The sequence below is a fragment of the Bdellovibrio sp. SBM16 genome, assembly GCF_056175625.1.
On record NZ_JBJKJG010000011.1, the window covers coordinates 163,162 to 179,860 of the forward strand.

4 protein-coding genes are annotated in these 16,699 nt (G+C 42.0%); all 4 read left to right on the forward strand.

Annotation, left to right across the window (positions count from 1 at the left end):
- Positions 1-6: 6 nt before the first annotated feature.
- The 4 genes from AC04MM_RS12665 (at position 7) to AC04MM_RS12680 (ending at position 16,640) form a co-directional block, all read left to right on the forward strand.
- Positions 7-5,271, forward strand: a complete 5,265-nt coding sequence (locus AC04MM_RS12665; protein ID WP_475380734.1) for a tail fiber domain-containing protein — start codon at positions 7-9, stop codon at positions 5,269-5,271.
- A 294-nt stretch (positions 5,272-5,565) separates the two neighbouring features.
- Positions 5,566-6,426, forward strand: a complete 861-nt coding sequence (locus AC04MM_RS12670; RefSeq protein ID WP_475380735.1) for a hypothetical protein — start codon at positions 5,566-5,568, stop codon at positions 6,424-6,426.
- Positions 6,427-6,538: 112 nt separating this feature from the next.
- Positions 6,539-11,047 carry a tail fiber domain-containing protein gene (locus tag AC04MM_RS12675; protein WP_475380736.1) on the forward strand — a complete coding sequence of 1,503 codons (4,509 nt, stop codon included), beginning with the start codon at positions 6,539-6,541 and terminating at the stop codon, positions 11,045-11,047.
- A 112-nt stretch (positions 11,048-11,159) separates the two neighbouring features.
- Positions 11,160-16,640: a tail fiber domain-containing protein gene (locus AC04MM_RS12680; RefSeq protein ID WP_475380737.1), complete on the forward strand. Its 5,481-nt coding sequence runs from the start codon at positions 11,160-11,162 to the stop codon at positions 16,638-16,640.
- Positions 16,641-16,699: the final 59 nt, after the last annotated feature.

Genomic DNA, 16,699 nt, shown 5'->3' on the forward strand with positions numbered 1-16,699 from the left:
TTTATCATGAAGGTCAGTGTTGAATTAATCCAAAATAATTTAAATAAATTAATGTTTGGATTTGCGACAAAAATCTTATTTATTTTTTATGTATTGACCACTTCACTTTCGGCTTTCGCTTCAAATGGTCGTACTACCTATCAGGCAAAAATAATCAAGCCCGACGGATATCCGTTAGAAGCTTCAAGCGTAAGTTTTCGTTTTACAGTCTTGGATAGCGTCGGTAGCTGTGTGCTTTATGTTGAAGATTATGCAGCAGTTAATATGAATCAATCCACTGGGTTAATTTCTTTTTCTCTGGGAAATGGAAACCGCACATTTCCTGCCAGTGGTTCATCAATGACATTTCATAATACTTTTGATAACTCGGTGCCCGCATTTTCTTGTCAAACTCCTGGTATTTATAATCCTGGCCCTAATGATACTCGTAAAATCGTTATGCAATTTAATGATGGTAATGGGTGGCAAACCCTACCTGCTATGACTATCAATGCTGTACCCTATGCAATGTTTGCGAGCAGATCTGATGACTCAAAAACTTTAAACGGTAAAACTGATTCTGCATTTGTCGAAGCCTCAACCCTTGCGGGGCTAAATTGCACAGCTACGCAAGCTATTAAATTTAACAATGCTACATTTTCCTGCATTGAAGTGCCAGCTACGGCAAGTGGCGGTATCACAAGTTTGACAACAAGTGGTAGTGTTTTGACAATTGGAGGAACAGCATCCGCGCCAGTTATTAGTATTCAGGCAGCGACTTTATCACAAGATGGTTATCTTACTTCGCTTGATTACGCTGAATTTAAAGCTAAACTTTCAGCGAGCGGTACAGAAATAATAAACACGTTAGGTGAATCAGCTACAGCAAGTGCCACAGCTAATACTTTAGTAAAGCGTGATGAATCTGGAAGTATCAGACTAAATGAGATATACGCAAACACCGCAAAAATAAATTACATTGAGATATATAAGCCAAGCACAAGTTTTAGTATAAGACTACAATCGCCAACAAGTTTAAATACGAATTATATTTTAAATTTACCATCGACATCTGGAACAATAGGGCAGGTGTTATCCACGGACGGAAATGGTAATCTAACATGGATTAATCCATCTACAGGGTCAGTAGTCAGTGTAAGTGCTGTGGCGCCACTGGTAGCAACAGGTGGGGCAAATCCCATAATTTCAATTACTCAGGCTGATTCTTCCAGAGATGGTTATCTGTCGTCGGACGACTGGAATACATTTAATAATAAGCAAATTGCAACTAGTGCTGCAATTATTGCAACTCTTGGATTTATACCAGCAGATGAAGCGGTTAGTGGTACTTATGTCCAAAAGGCAAGTAACCTATCTGATTTAACAAACATTCTTCAAGCCAGAACTAATTTAGGCCTTGGATCTTTTGCGACAGCTTCAACTATTGATTTAGGAAGCGCTAGTGCGACTGGAATAGTAGCAGAAGAACGATTGAAAAATCAATTAAACGTGATAAGCGGCACTCAGTATATAAAAGTTACTGTCGATGGAAAAGGACGCGTAACAAGTGGTGCACAGTTGTCATCAGGCGATGTAACGGCAGCACTAGGTTATACTCCAGCAACATCCACAACATTGGCTGCTAGTTTTATACAAAAAACGGGTGATAGTATGAATGGCATACTCAATTTAGCACAAGGGACAAGTACAAGTGCCTCGTTAAAGTTCACATCAGGTACGCTATTAACATCGCCAGAATCAGGAACCATCGAATATGACGGTACACAACTTTATTTCACCGATGGTGGAAACATTCGCCGTGCATTGGCATCCAATTCAAGTCCTGGAAGTTTTGACAACACGAGTTCAATTTCAAATACCTCTGGTCATATTACTTTATCGCCAAACAACATTACTGGCAGTGTAATTGTTAACTCCTCAGCTGCTTCAATTAGCTCAGGGACAGGTGCGTTAGTAGTTAATGGTGGTGTTGGCATTGCTGGCAATATCAGCGCAGGTGGAAATTTAAATCTAACAGGTTCAGCGACAATTGGACAATCGTTAGCTTTATCACAAATGACATCTGGTAGTCTTTTGTTTGCAGGAGCTGGTGGAGTTGTTTCACAAGATAATGCTAGTTTATTCTGGGACGGAGCAACTAAACGATTAGGACTAGGTACAAATAATCCTGTTTCACTTTTATCTGTAAAAGGACAAAATCCATCTCTAACTTTAGAAACTTCTGATGGAACCGGTAGCTCATCAATCATCTTTCCTGGTAACTTCGCGACATGGTCGATACGAAATCAGCTGACTGATGGACCAGATAATGATCTATTCGGAATTTACAATTCAGCGATGGGTGCTAATCAGTTAACTCTGAGAAGAGATGGATATGTTGGTATTGGTACAAGTAGTCCAACACGGACCCTGCATGTTTTGGGTTCGCAACTTATCGAAAGATTTGCAGCCAATCCGCAACTTATTCTTCGTGGTGGCACAAATTCTTCAACAGGTAGTGATTGGGAATTTCATGTGCATCCTATTTCAGGAAATCTATTTTTAGCACGTGACCCAAGTGACGGAAGTGTCAATGACAATGCTCCAATTTTCAATGTTACAAACTACGGTAACGTAGGAATTGGCACAACAACGCCCCAATCTAACCTTTCGATTGGTTCAAATATTGGAAGCGGATATGCGCTCACTGCAAACTCACTAAGTCCATATGGTATAAATGTTCAAACTTCGGAAGCAACTCCGACTGCAAATCCTGCTTTTTGGGTTAGAACAACTCCAGACACCGGTACAACTGTTAACACATTATTTCGAATTCAAAACAACGGAAACGTTGGTGTTGGAACCAGCAATCCTGCATTTAAATTGGATATTCGAGGTCCAGCAACAACTGGCGTTGCTGCTGCTGTTGCAACTGTATCACTTCCTGATATTATTGGGAATCGCGGCGGTTTAGCTATAGGAAATGCAGCCGGTGGTGTTTTAGCCGGCTTTACTGGTGAAGTTGTAGGTACCGGAGCCTATCCAAACTCAGTCGGTCGAGGAGATATCTGGGTTCAAAACGGAGCATCAACGATTACGGCCGCAACATTCCTTGCTAATGGTAACGTCGGCATCGGAACTACTGCACCAAGTGCTAAATTAGTCGTCGATGCGGGTAGTGTAAATGATTTTGCTATTCGGGATAATTCAATTGAGAACCATAAGTATGATCACGACGGCGCTGAAGTAGCTGTGAATTATGTTGGATATCAGGCAGGTACAAGTCGATTTAGAACATTTACCGTATACAACGGCAAACAAAGTGCTCTAGCAACTTTTCAAGGTTCAACTGGAAACGTCGGAATTGGTACTACAGCTCCAGTCACTCCATTGCACATATCTACTGGTGGGGTTACGGGTTGGAATTCCGTCTTAAAGCTTGAAACTACAAATATTAATACGCATCCATTGTTAATGTTTCGTCATGCTGGTGCTGACACCGGTTATGTTGGCTTTGGTGACAGTAATGGTGCTAATGGCTTTGGTATTTATAACTACAAAAATGATGATCTAACCTTAGGTACTAGCAGTACTACCATGGTCTCGATTAAGCCTTCGGGTAACGTAGGTATTGGTATAACAACACCTACAGAAAAACTTGAAGTTAATGGATTTGTAAAAGCCCATGGATTTAAAACGAGCGCCCTCTCCGTTGGTACTGAATTACTCTATATTCGCGGAACAGGATTGAATAATAGCGCTTCACGTTTAGTAAAATTAGGAAATCAAACTTTAGTTAGTAGCAATGCGCGTGGTTTGATGTTAACGATTATTGAAGCTAGTACTCACAATCACGTAAGTTCGATGAATTATGATGTGTATGGAAGTGCAACAGAAAGTGATAACTTAGCGTCAGCATTAAATAATTTGACTCGAGATAGAATCGGAATTCTTTCAAGTTTTGACTCCTGGGAAGGTAATTTGACTGCAAATTTAAGAGCGGCAGCTAGAAGATTAGGGCTTTATAAATTGGCCGCTTCTACAGAGTACCGTGCGCCGTATGCGGCAATTTTTTATGGAGCGGGAACATCTACAAATAACACAGAAGTTGGTCGGCAGGCTTATGAAATTTTACAAAGTGGTGACGCTGATTCTTCTTATGCTGTTGTGACAACTTGGCTCACAGAAGATGGTTTTATCGGTCAAAACTTAACCAATGCATTAATGAGTGGTAATCCTAATATCGCAGATCCAGTCGTTTTAGTTAACAGTTCTGGCAATGTTGGGATTGGGACAACTAGTCCGAATAAAAATTTAACGTTAGGTAGCAACATCGTAACACAGAATAACAGTGGTGGGGACAGAATTTATTCAACTATAGGTGCTCAAACCAATGGTAGTAACTATAATGTCGGTTCTATAAAATTTATCCAGCCAGACACTCATTACCAAGATGCAGGGGCCATTGCATTTTTTTCTGCCTATGGTACTGAAGTAGAAAGAATGAGAATTACGCCTTTAGGCAACATCGGGATCGGAACTACATCTCCGATTTCACCTATCGAGATCCGCGGTGGAGCGATTATGTCAGGTGGGTGGAACCGAACTATGCGGTTGCAGGCTTCTCATCCAGCTATTCAGTTAAAAGGAACTGGTGGAGAAAATAAATCTGCGTGGATTGAATACGATGATGCAGCTTCAACTAATGGTTTGAGCCTTAGGGTTGGTGGCACTGATGATGATATTGGGACTGCAATCAGAGCTCTTTCGATTGCAGGCTCTGGAAACGTAGGTATTGGCAACATTAGCCCATCGTATAAACTAGATGTCTCTGGTGACGTGCGCGCAACTGGTAGTGTGGCGGCTTGGTCAGATATTCGCACTAAAAAAAATATTGAAATTATTCCTGAGTCCTTACACAAAATTCTACAGATTCATGGTGTCACGTTTGATTGGCGAACCAGTGAGTTTCCGGACAAAAATTTTAAAACTGACCGCGATATAGGTGTGATTGCCCAAGAAGTAGAAAAGGTTTTTCCTGAAGCAGTGCGCACAGATACTGAAGGTTATAAATCAGTTGTATATAGCATTTTAATTGCCCCGATAATTGAAGCCATTAGGGAACTTTATGCTCAACTCAGCGGTTTAAAGCAAGAATACGAACTGCAAAAAAGAGAAATTTCAGCACTTAAAGAAAAAGTTGTTGAAGTTGAACTGTTAAGAAATGAAAATAAGATATTAAAAGATTATCTTTGTCAGAAAGATAACAAGGCTGCTTTCTGCGTAAAGTGATTCACTTTTTCATTTAAATCACTTTCTTAAATATTGTAGGCTTTTGACTTTAGTAAAGGCTCGGTTGACCGAAGAGAGATATACATTAATATAACGGCGTGCCAGCGCCCTTCACACTAAGGGGAGTTATTTGCTTAACTCTCCTTTTTTTATGCTTAGTGATTCAGTTTTAATCTTGAATCACAAAGCCGTCATTTGTCGTCACTTGCCCAAATAATAAAAGTCAGCAGCAATTTATTGCTCCGTGGTTAGTTCTTATCTTGCATTAATAGAGTCCGTTAAACGGAGTATGTCATGAAAAAGAAAAAATCAGGAAAAGCGACGTTATTGTTTTTATTCATCAGTTATTTGTCATTATTGGCCCATGCAGCCGCTGATAATGCCGAAGCCATTAGAAATGAAGTCCTTAATATGAGCAATACCGAGTTAATGGTAAAGCAGAGTTTTCCTGATTATCAGGCCCCAGAAAAGTTAACGGCCGTTGTAACGGCAAACGGGGATAAGAGTAACGGTTTTGATGTTATCTACTTTAATAGTAAGGGCGTAAATGTTACGACCAGCCGCTTTATCATAGAAGAAAAAGACGAAAAGATCAGGGTACGTAAATTAAATGGGTATTATGTTGATAAAAAGCTAAATGAAATTATTCGCGGAGATTTAGGTGAGCCGTCGGCAAATGGTACCGGTGTAAGTGGTCTGGAAGTCGGCAAGGTCGTGGTGCACGGGTTTAGAGGTTGGCCAGCGAATATTGTTACTCAGTTGGGGATTTATCAGCATAACGATGAGGGCTTACAAAAAGACAGCAACGCTGTAGCGGGTATGATTAAGTTTGAATGGTATAAGTTTCCGTGGTCGAAGCACGTGCGCACTAAATTTGAGTTTGCCGAAGGGTTAAATTATTCAACACGTGTGCCTTACGAAGAAGGTTTAAGCGTGCGCGAAAAAAATGAAGGTCGAGATTCAAAATTATTAAATTATCTAGGTGTAGGGCTTGGTTTTAACTTAGGTGATATCCTGTCGAGTAAAGAGCAGCAAAACTGCTATATCGGAGGTTATGTCTACCACCGCTCTGGAATTTTTGGCATGGTATCTGCCTTTAATAAGGTTAATGGCGGCAGTAACTATCAAACGCTCTATCTTGAGTGTGAATATTAGATCTAGGTTTAGTGTCTCATATTGATATTCCGAGCTGATTCAGTCTTTAAATTTGAATCAAATTCGTTAGTTCAAGTTAACGGCTTTTTGTTGAATTTCCGATAAGTTAGCTATGCTGCAACGGCTAGTACTACTCGGCATTTTTATTCTTTCGCATTCAGTTTTTGCCATGAACGGGCGAACGACTTATCAAGCTAAGATTGTAAAGCCTGATGGTTACCCGCTTGAAGCTCCTGTGGTTAATTTTAAATTTACTGTTTTAGATGCAGCAGCTTCTTGTGTTCTATATTCAGAAAATTATTCAAATATTGATATGCGATCAACCGGGGGATTAATTTCGTTTGCACTCGGAAACGGAGTTAGGGATTTTCCAGTCAGTGGTACGACAGCTGTTTTTGCAAATGTATTTGATAATTCAATTACCTCTATGCCTTGCCAAGCGCCAGGCATATATAATCCACAAGCTAACGACTCACGACGAATTGTTATGCAATTTAACGATGGCACTGGCTGGCAAACTTTACCAGCAATGACTATTAACGATGTGCCTTACGCAATGTATGCCTCAAAGGCAAACGAAGCCAAAACACTTAATGGCAAAGCCGATTCTGCTTTTGTCGAATACTCATCACTCGCTAGCTTAAATTGCAATGCTTTAACAGAAGCCATTACGTTTAATGGTGTTAGTTTTAGCTGCGTAGCTTTAGGAGTCTCAAGCAGCGGTATCTCGAGTGTAACAACTAGTGGAAGTGTTCTTGTAACTGGTGGCACGGCATCTGCGCCTGTTATCAGTATTCAGGCGGCAACTATTTCGCAGGATGGATATTTAACTTCGCTGGATTACGCTGAGTTTAAAGCTAAACTTTCGGCCAGTGCTACAGAAATTGCTAATACGCTAGGTTTTATGCCGGTAAGTGGTGCGGCTGTAGTCTCACAAATTGCCAGTACCACTTTAGCTGGAGATGTTGGCGGTAGTCCTGGCAGTAATACAGTTTCTACCGTTGGTGGTAAATCGTCAGCGCAAATTGCGACCAGTGTTGACGACACGCTTGCTGCTACGCCAAGTGCAACGGCATCTCGAATAGTTAAGCGTGATGCTTCTGGCAACTCTTCGTTCTCCGGGGTAAGTGCGGTTACGGCAAATTTAAACTACGTCGATATCTATAAACCAACGACAAGTTTTAATATCAGACTTCAAGCTCCAACAAGCTTAAATACAAATTACATTCTAAACTTGCCATCAACATCCGGTACTACCGGCCAAGTGTTATCAACCGATGGATCGGGTAATTTATCATGGATAAATCCATCAACGGGATCGGTTGTCAGTGTGAGTGCTACAGCGCCAATGGCATCAACAGGCGGAGTAACGCCAGTTATCTCAATTACACAAGCAACATCAGGTGCCGATGGGTACTTGTCATCAGCTGACTGGAATACCTTTAACAATAAACAACAAGCCACAAGCGCTGCGATTATTGCTACTTTAGGTTATGCGCCAGCTAATGTATCTTCTTTTACATCAGGCAGTGTGCCGTTTGTAAACTCAAATGGAGCATTAGCAGAAGATAATTCGCAGTTTTTTTGGGATAACAGTAATAAGCGCCTGGGTATTGGTACAAGTAGTCCGGCGCAAAGATTATCAATCGGTGGCGGTAATTTAGAAGTTGGATATGATAATGAATTTGTTGATCGATCTATTTATTTGTGGTCATCAAATACTTTTGGTAAGCGTGCTCACATTCAGCAGACATCTGCCGGTTTAAATATTGATGGGGTCGTCGCTAATCAGTCGCTGTTCTTAGGTAAACAGTCGGGATCAGTTTACAACATCATCGAATCAAATATTAATGCAGCCAACGGCTATTTTCGTTGGCGTATAGCCAGTAATGAAGTTATGAGAATTAGCACTAGCGGCACATTAGGTTTAGGTGTGAATAATCCATCTGCTCTTATGCACCTTGCTGCCGGTACATCGGCAACGGCTTCTTTGAAGCTGACATCTGGAACATTATTAACAACACCACAATCTGGTGTTATTGAATACGATGGAAGTAACTTTTACGTAACAGACGGTACAAACACACGTAGATTCATTGCGACTGTTCAAGATCAAGGAAGCTTTGATAATACCAATTTAATTTCAAACAATTCAGGAAATATTATATTATCACCAAACAATTCAACGGGCAGTGTTGTTGTTTCTGCGACGACAACAAGCACTGATGCGAGTACAGGGGCCTTAGTAGTTAAAGGCGGTGCGGGCATTGCAGGAAATTTGAATGTCAGTGGATCAATTTTGACCTCAGCAAATATACAGGGCGCCAATCTCACGGCGACAAGCGGAATCACAACACCGGCTATTTTTGGAACCGCTAATTTAGCATTAAACCCAAGCGGAGGTAATGTCGGTATCGGCACAACAGCTCCATCAGCTCTGCTCGAGGTCAAAACTGCAACACCAGTTGTAAACTCTACGTTTATACCACTTAAACTGGCTAACCCGATCGGCGGTTTGCAAGACGGTGGTGGTAGTGGCGTTGGTCTATCATTTGCGGCAGATATTTCTAAGGGTGCGATTTTTTACGAAAGAAAAGGTTCTTTTGGGCGTGGAGATTTTCATTTTTTACAGAACACGACGGCAAATGCCTCGGCGGTAGTGCTGGCTGAATCTGTCATGACTATTAAAAACAACGGCAATGTCGGTATCGGCACAACAACGCCTGCGGCCTTGCTTCACGTTTCTGGTACTGCTGAAAATACCAATCGAAGAATTATTCTGGAAAATAATGGTTCAACCGGCAATTCAGTCGCAGAGGCCGTATTTAAAACGGGTCACAGCAGTGAGTTAAGAGTAGGTGCAGATTCATTCGGGGCATTCGTATATACCCCAAGCACAGGAACTCTGCGGGATTTCCGAATTTTTACAAATGCGACAGAAAAAATGCGTGTAACATCAGAAGGTATAGTGGGAATAGGTACTGCTAACTTATCCGGTGGCTCAGGCAACACGGCTATCGAAGGACTATTGCAAATTAAGGGTGCGGCAAGCTCGACGCTAATTCATGCAAGGGGCGGAAGCACAGATTATGCCGGTTTTAAACTAAAAGTAGGGCCAGGCAATATCAGCGGTGCTGCTGATTACTATGAGTTCACTATGCGCCCGTCATTTGGCACTGGAGTAGCAAATACGACAGATCAGTCGTTAATTTATTTTAATAATACTTATAGTCGTAGCTTTGTAGATATTGGATTAAATCCGAACGGTGGTCGTGTCGGTATTGGAACCAGCGCTCCGGCAACTTCACTAGATATCATTTCGGCAAATCCTATTATTCGGGTGGGAACATCAGATTTGCTTCAAGGGGCACTTCATTTAGGTAACAGCAATCATGGTATTGCCAGAAATTATTTAGGTAACGGCAACGATGTTGGACTATATACAACAGGTGGAGATATTCATTTTTCTGCAAACACGAGTGCAAACACGCAAATGATTATAAAAAATAATGGCAGAGTTGGGATAGGTACAGTAACACCTTCACATTTGTTGGAAGTTAGTGGAACCTATCGTGCGACGAACTCCTTAACAACTAAAGGATTCATTTCAAACACAGTTTTAGATCTAGATCGTGAGCCAGGTATTTATGGTGTTAGCTATCCAGGCTATTCAACAGCTGTCGTTGACTTTTATACCGGTGGCGGTAGCACGCCGCGATTTCAATTGATGGCGAATTACGCTGATGAGCTTTATTTTAGAGCTGCTCGTGACAGCACAACCAATTGGGATTCTCGCGGATTTAGAAGATTAGTTGTTGAAGATGAGTCGGGCAACGTCGGTATCGGTACAACTACGCCAAGCGAAAAATTATCAGTTGATGGGCGCGCTATTTTTGGGCCCAATTCGGCTTGGAGCGAAAGTTTAGTGGTTGGTATCGAGGGTTCGTTAGCGGCAACGGGTGTGCAGTCGGCAACTATTGGCGCAACTAATGGTAATTTGCACTTAGAACCAAAAAATGGTTTTGATACATATATTAATCACTACACCAGTGGTACACGACATGTTTTTATGCAAACTGGAAACAGCTCTGGCCGTGTCGGTATCGGCACCACGTCTCCATCGCAGAAATTGCACTTAGTGGGAGATGCTCGTATCCAGGGTTCGGTCACAGATTGTTACATTGGTAACGGGTCCGGCGGAACCAGCTGTTCTTCGGATGTGCGCCTTAAAGAAAATATAAAACCAATACCATTTGCATTAGATAAAATAAATTCACTTCGCGGGGTTGAGTTTGAGTGGAATGCTCTTTCAAATAGTTTTGGTCGTAAAGACATTGGTGTTATTGCCCAAGATGTTGAAAAAGTTTTTCCAACAGCTGTTAGTACCGGTGATGATGGCTACAAAAAAGTTGATTATGCAGTGCTTGTGGCTCCTCTTATTCAAGCGGTCAAAGAGATTTATAACCGGCTCAGTGAACAAGACCGAAAGATCGCCTCAGTCCATGAAACCAAAGCTGATCGCGAAGAAACAAATAGTCGTATTTTACAGCTCGAAAAAGAGAATAAAGCTTTAAAAGATTATCTCTGTAGTAAAGATCCTGCAGCGGTTGTCTGTAAGTAAGAATAAGCGTTGTGTCTCATATTGATACATTGAGCTGATTCAGACTTTAAATTTGAATCAAATTCGTTAGCTCAAGTTAACGGCTTTTTGCTGAAATTCCGATAAGTTAGCTATGCTGCAACGGCTAGTACTACTCGGCATTTTTATCCTTTCGCATTCAGTTTTTGCCATGAACGGGCGAACGACTTATCAGGCTAAGATTGTTAAGCCTGATGGTTACCCACTTGAAGCAGCTAACGTGAATTTTCGTTTTACAGTTTTAGATACCGTTGGCAGTTGTATTTTGTATGTTGAAGATTACGCTGCAGTAAACATGCAGGATAGTGGCGGGTTAATATCGTTTGCTTTGGGAAATGGCGCACGCTCGTTTCCGACCAGTGGTACCCCTCAGACATTTCAAAGTGTCTTTGATAATTCAGTTTCATCATTTTCTTGTCAGAATGCCGGTATCTATAATCCGATCTCAAACGATACACGTCGAGTCGTAATGCAGTTTAACGATGGCACTGGTTGGCAGACACTGCCCGCGATGACCATCAATGCCGTACCTTACGCGATGTATGCCGATAAGGCGAATAACGCAAGGGCCTTAAACAACAAAGCCGACACAGCTTTTGTCGAATATGCAACACTGGCTTCGCTTAATTGTAATCCGGCTACCCATGCCATCACATTTAACGGCGTAAGCTTTAGCTGTATTCCTGTGGGATCAGGTGGCGGCGGTGGTGGTATTAGTAGTGTTACCACCAGTGGCAGTGTTCTGACGACAACGGGTACTGCATCAGCACCGGTGATTGGTATTCAAGCGGTGAGTCTATCGCAAGATGGATATTTAACGGCCGTTGACTACGCTGAATTTAAAGCAAAGCTATCAGCCAGCAGCACACAGATCATCAATACATTGGGGTATGAGCCTGCAAAGAGTGTAAGTTTAACTTCGTTAAGCAACACAGTCGCAGCAAGCTTTGCGGCGATCACCAGTTCGCAGTGGGAAACCAGCGGCACTACAATCAGTTATACGGCTGGTAACGTTGGTATCGGCACCAGTGATCCAACAGCCTTGCTAAGTATTGCAAAAATTCTCGATAGTCAGTCTTCTACTTATAACGGAATTTCATCTAATCTGGATATTGATCCGAGCGTAAGTGGTGGTACGCGGGTTTGGGGTATAAGAACTGGCGTTACGATAAGTGCATCAAGTACGGGGAATTTATCATCTGGTAATCCATCGTTAACTGGTATTGAAGGCCTGGTAACACATTTAGGTTCGGGTAATATCAATAAAGTTGCGGCAATTACTGCCGGTGTTAAAAACATGGCCAGCGGCACCATCAATGAGGCTTCGGCCCTTAGAGTTTTTGCGCCAAGCAGCCCGGGATTAATTACTAATTTGTATGGATTAAAGATCGAAAATCTAACAACTAATGCAGCCAACAAGTGGGCGATTTATCAGGCCGGTTCAAACATCAATAGTTATTTAGAAGGTAATCTTGGGCTTGGTGTTTTAGCGCCAGTCACAAAGCTTGATGTATCGGGCGGGATTCGCATTAGTATGGAATCGGCAACCTGTGCTGTCAGCTATGCGGGTACACTTCGCTACAATGCCGGTGCAGTCGAGTTTTGTAACGGCTCAACGTGGGCTGCGCTCGGCATAAGCGGTGCAGGTCTACAGTCTTTTAATGGATCTACATCAGCCACACAAACATTTGCAGTGGGTACTGCCGGCCCTGCGCCGACATTTTCTACGGCCAACGGTGTGCACACGTTGAATATTCCGCTAGCTTCAGCAGGCACAACAACTGCGGGTTTAATTTCTAATGCAGATTACATCAGCTTTACTAACAAACTTAATGCAACAAGTGCTGCGGTGGTGAGTGTATTAGGTTATACGCCCGCAGCTGCGGTCAGCGTAACTATGCTGGCATCGACAGTGTCAACTTTAACTGCGTCGACAGCAGCAAGCTTTGCGGCGATCACCAGTTCACAGTGGGTCACCAGCGGAACCGATATCACCTACAACAATGGTAACGTTGGTATTGGTGTAAGTAGTCCAAGTTCAATGTTAGAAGTAAAAGATTTAACGGGTAATTTGGATTATAATGCTGTGATTAAAGTAGTGGCCAATCGTTCCAACAGTGAACGAGCAGTTATGGAAACTTACACTGAAAACAGCACCGGTTCAGATAATTTTATTTTCATGACATCAAGTATTGCCTCATCGGCAGTAGCATCTATAAATTCTCCACCATCTATTTTAATGCAAACTTTCAGATCAACACCAATGGTTGCCGGAGATTATTTCGGAGCCTATTTAGCGCGCGCCACTGACACCACAGGTTCTCATTTTCGTGATGCTGCTGGCCTTCGATTTATGACCCCCGATGGAACAACTACAGAGTTTAGAATCGGACTCAACTCTTTAGCAGGATCACCTGGTGGCGGATTTGGGAGAGCAGTATTAACTGGTACTAATAGCGGTAATATCGGCGTAGATATGATAAACCCGACAGCAAAACTAAATATCGCAGCGGGTACGAACTCAGTTGCTCCCTTAAAATTTACCTCAGGAACACTGCTCTCATCACCACAATCAGGAACAGTTGAGTATGATGGATCTCAGCTATATTTCACAGACGGCTCAAACACTCGTCGATCGCTAGCAAGCACTATAAATCCTGGAAGCTTTGAAAATACTAATTCAATTTCAAATTCTTCGGGTAATATTATTTTATATCCCAACAGTTCGGCGGGCAGTGTTGTTGTGTCTGCACCGACGGCTTCAATTGATTCAAGTACGGGAGCCCTAGTTGTAAAAGGTGGAGTTGGCGTAAGTGGTAATATTAACACCTCAGGAACACTGACGGCAACGGGTGGTGTATCAACTAGTTTAATTCAGGGAAACATGAACTTATTGCTAAATCCTAATGGTGGCAATGTGGGTATTGGTACGACTTCGCCTAATCAGAAGCTGGCAGTTGCAAACGGAACGGTGGCAGGCAACAACGTGATTGCTCGCTTTGGAACAACCGAAACTAACTGGCAAGGTTTATATGTTCAGAGTTTAACTAATACAGGCACTCTAATTCAGTCGACATTAAATGGCATAAGCAACAATAATCTAATTTTGAATTCGAATGGTGGCAACGTAGGTGTGGGAACAATAGTACCTGAAGAAAAATTTCATTTATCGAATGGATGGTTACTTTTAGATAACGCTTACGGACTTAGACTAAAATCTGCTAGTGGTGTTGTTACAAATGCTCTACGCACTGATGTAAACGATCAACTTGTGGTTGGAAGTGGGGACTGGAATAGTATAAGTTTTCATACGGGTGCGGCTGATAAGCTTTATATTGCTTCGTCGGGTGCTGTCGGGATTGGAACTATAACGCCTGAATACAAACTGCAAGTATCAGGGACTGCAAGTGTAAATGACAAGCTTTGGGCTAGCTTTGGCAATCAAGTTATGAATGGATATTCTTGGGTTAATGCGGCATTTACAACTAACAGCATTGAGATCGTAAATAATAACGGTTCTGATCCAACAAAGGCGGCTACTTTGGCCTTTCATACACATGGCCACGGTGGGCCTCAATTTAGATTAGATTCGAATGGTTCAAAAGTTCTGTATTTAGAAAGTTCAAATGCAAACTCAGCACGCGTTGCTAGTGCTTATGGTGGTGGTGCTAATAGTTACTTCACAAGATTTCATGTTGACGGAGAACTTTCATTGGCTGGTCGAGTCGGTATAGGGGTTATTAATCCCAGCACGCATTTAGATATTGCTGGACAAGTGCAAATCTCAGGTGTTAATCAGGCTAGTCCGCCTGTTGGTTTGGCATACGGACTATGGGCGCAAAATAACCGAGGGTTAGGTTTATACTCTGTTGCAACTGGCGCTAATCAAGGTCTTGGAATTTGGACTAACAAAAACGGAAATACTCCAACTGAGTCAGTAACTGTCTTACGCGATGGAGATGTCGGTATTGGCACGACTTCACCAATTGCACGGCTTGACATAAACGGTAGCCTCGCAACGAGAGGTGCTATGTTTAGATCAGGCATCGGTAATACAGGCGCTACTGGACAGTGGGTCAAGCTAGGCAAGTGGACGACCGGACAGCAGGGGCGAAATTTACTAATACGAATTGAAGCTGGAACTGGATACAATGCTATAACTAACCAAATGGGTTCGGCAGAAATTAGAATTCGCACAAGTAATGCATCGTCAGTTAATGCAAATGGTTTTTGTGCGGCATCGACATATAAATTGCAAGGTGCTAATTCATTTATCACGAGTGTTAAAGTTGTCTCCAATTTACCTGGTTGTTCTGCAACAAGTTATGATGTATTTGCTTTTATGCAGCCGTTTACGGGCGATGGTAGCTTCTTTACAGTTGAAACTGATTTAAGTTCGTCTTGGCAAAACGATGTAGTTTTCGGTTCAGCCGATCCAGGAGCTGCTAGCTCATCAGTAAATGTTGCATCAATTCTAGGTAACGCAACTAGTGGTGATGCATTTTTTCTTAATGGAAATGTCGGCATCGGGACGACGAGTCCTTCGAGTCTATTAACTTTAGCCGCATCTGCTGCTTCAGCAGAATTATTAACATTAAATAACGCAGCTACTGGGCCAAATTTATCGAATAAAATTGGTTTTTATCAGTCAACAAATCAAAATGCTTATATTGATTCTCGCTACGATGTAACAAATGGCTGGTCTTTACATTTAGGAACCCGAAACTCTGGATCGATTGCTTCTGATAAAGTAGTTATTACGGCTCCAGGCAACGTCGGCGTAGGAACGTCAGCTCCAAAAGGCAAGATGCATATAAGTCAAACTGGAGTAGCAAGCGAACCGCTTTTGATTCTACAACAATACCACAATGTTGCATCTCAAACCTCTCCTCAACTAGAATTTAGAGGATATCGAGACGTAGATGCAAACCAACCGCTTGCAAAAATTGTAGCTCAAGCCCAAACGGATGAAGCTGGCGAGCTTGCTCAAAGTGGTTCACTTCATTTTTGGACAAATGATTATGGTATTGGTGGTAGTTATGCCGAGAGAATGATGATTAGTCAAAGTGGTAACGTGGGTATCGGCACAACTAACCCAAGCCACAAGCTTGATGTAAATGGTACAATCAGAGGTTTTGGAATCACCGACAGTTCAGATATTCGCCTGAAAGAAAGTATTCAGCCTTTAGAGCAGAGCTTAGAAAAAATACTGCAAGTTGATGGTGTGGCTTATCACTGGAAAGATAAGTCGATGCCTAAAAAACAAATTGGTTTTATTGCGCAACAACTTGAAACGGTATTTCCAGAGCTGGTTGAAACTGATAATCAAGGAATGAAATCTGTTAACTATTCGCATCTAGTAGCCCCTCTTGTTGAAGCGGTTAAATCACTTTATAGCCGCGTTGTTGCGATAGAAGAACAAATGCGCCGAGAGGTTGCTTCACTTGCTCAATCTAAAGCTGAAAAGTCGGAAGTTGAGCAACTGAAGCAAGAAAATGTAGAAATTAAAAAGCAAAATGAACAGCTAATTAAATATTTATGTGCTAAAGATCCACAAGCTGATTTTTGTAATTAGTTAAATACTCCCACTCACATGAATAACAACATGTACCTCTACCTCGTACGCAAAGCAAA

Excerpts from the sequence above, each read along its gene's own strand:
- AC04MM_RS12680 (WP_475380737.1), top strand. The coding sequence starts at position 11,160 with ATGCTGCAACGGCTAGTACTACTCGGCATTTTTATCCTTTCGCATTCA.
- AC04MM_RS12670 (WP_475380735.1), top strand. The coding sequence starts at position 5,566 with ATGAAAAAGAAAAAATCAGGAAAAGCGACGTTATTGTTTTTATTCATC.
- AC04MM_RS12665 (WP_475380734.1), top strand. The coding sequence starts at position 7 with ATGAAGGTCAGTGTTGAATTAATCCAAAATAATTTAAATAAATTAATG.
- AC04MM_RS12675 (WP_475380736.1), top strand. The coding sequence starts at position 6,539 with ATGCTGCAACGGCTAGTACTACTCGGCATTTTTATTCTTTCGCATTCA.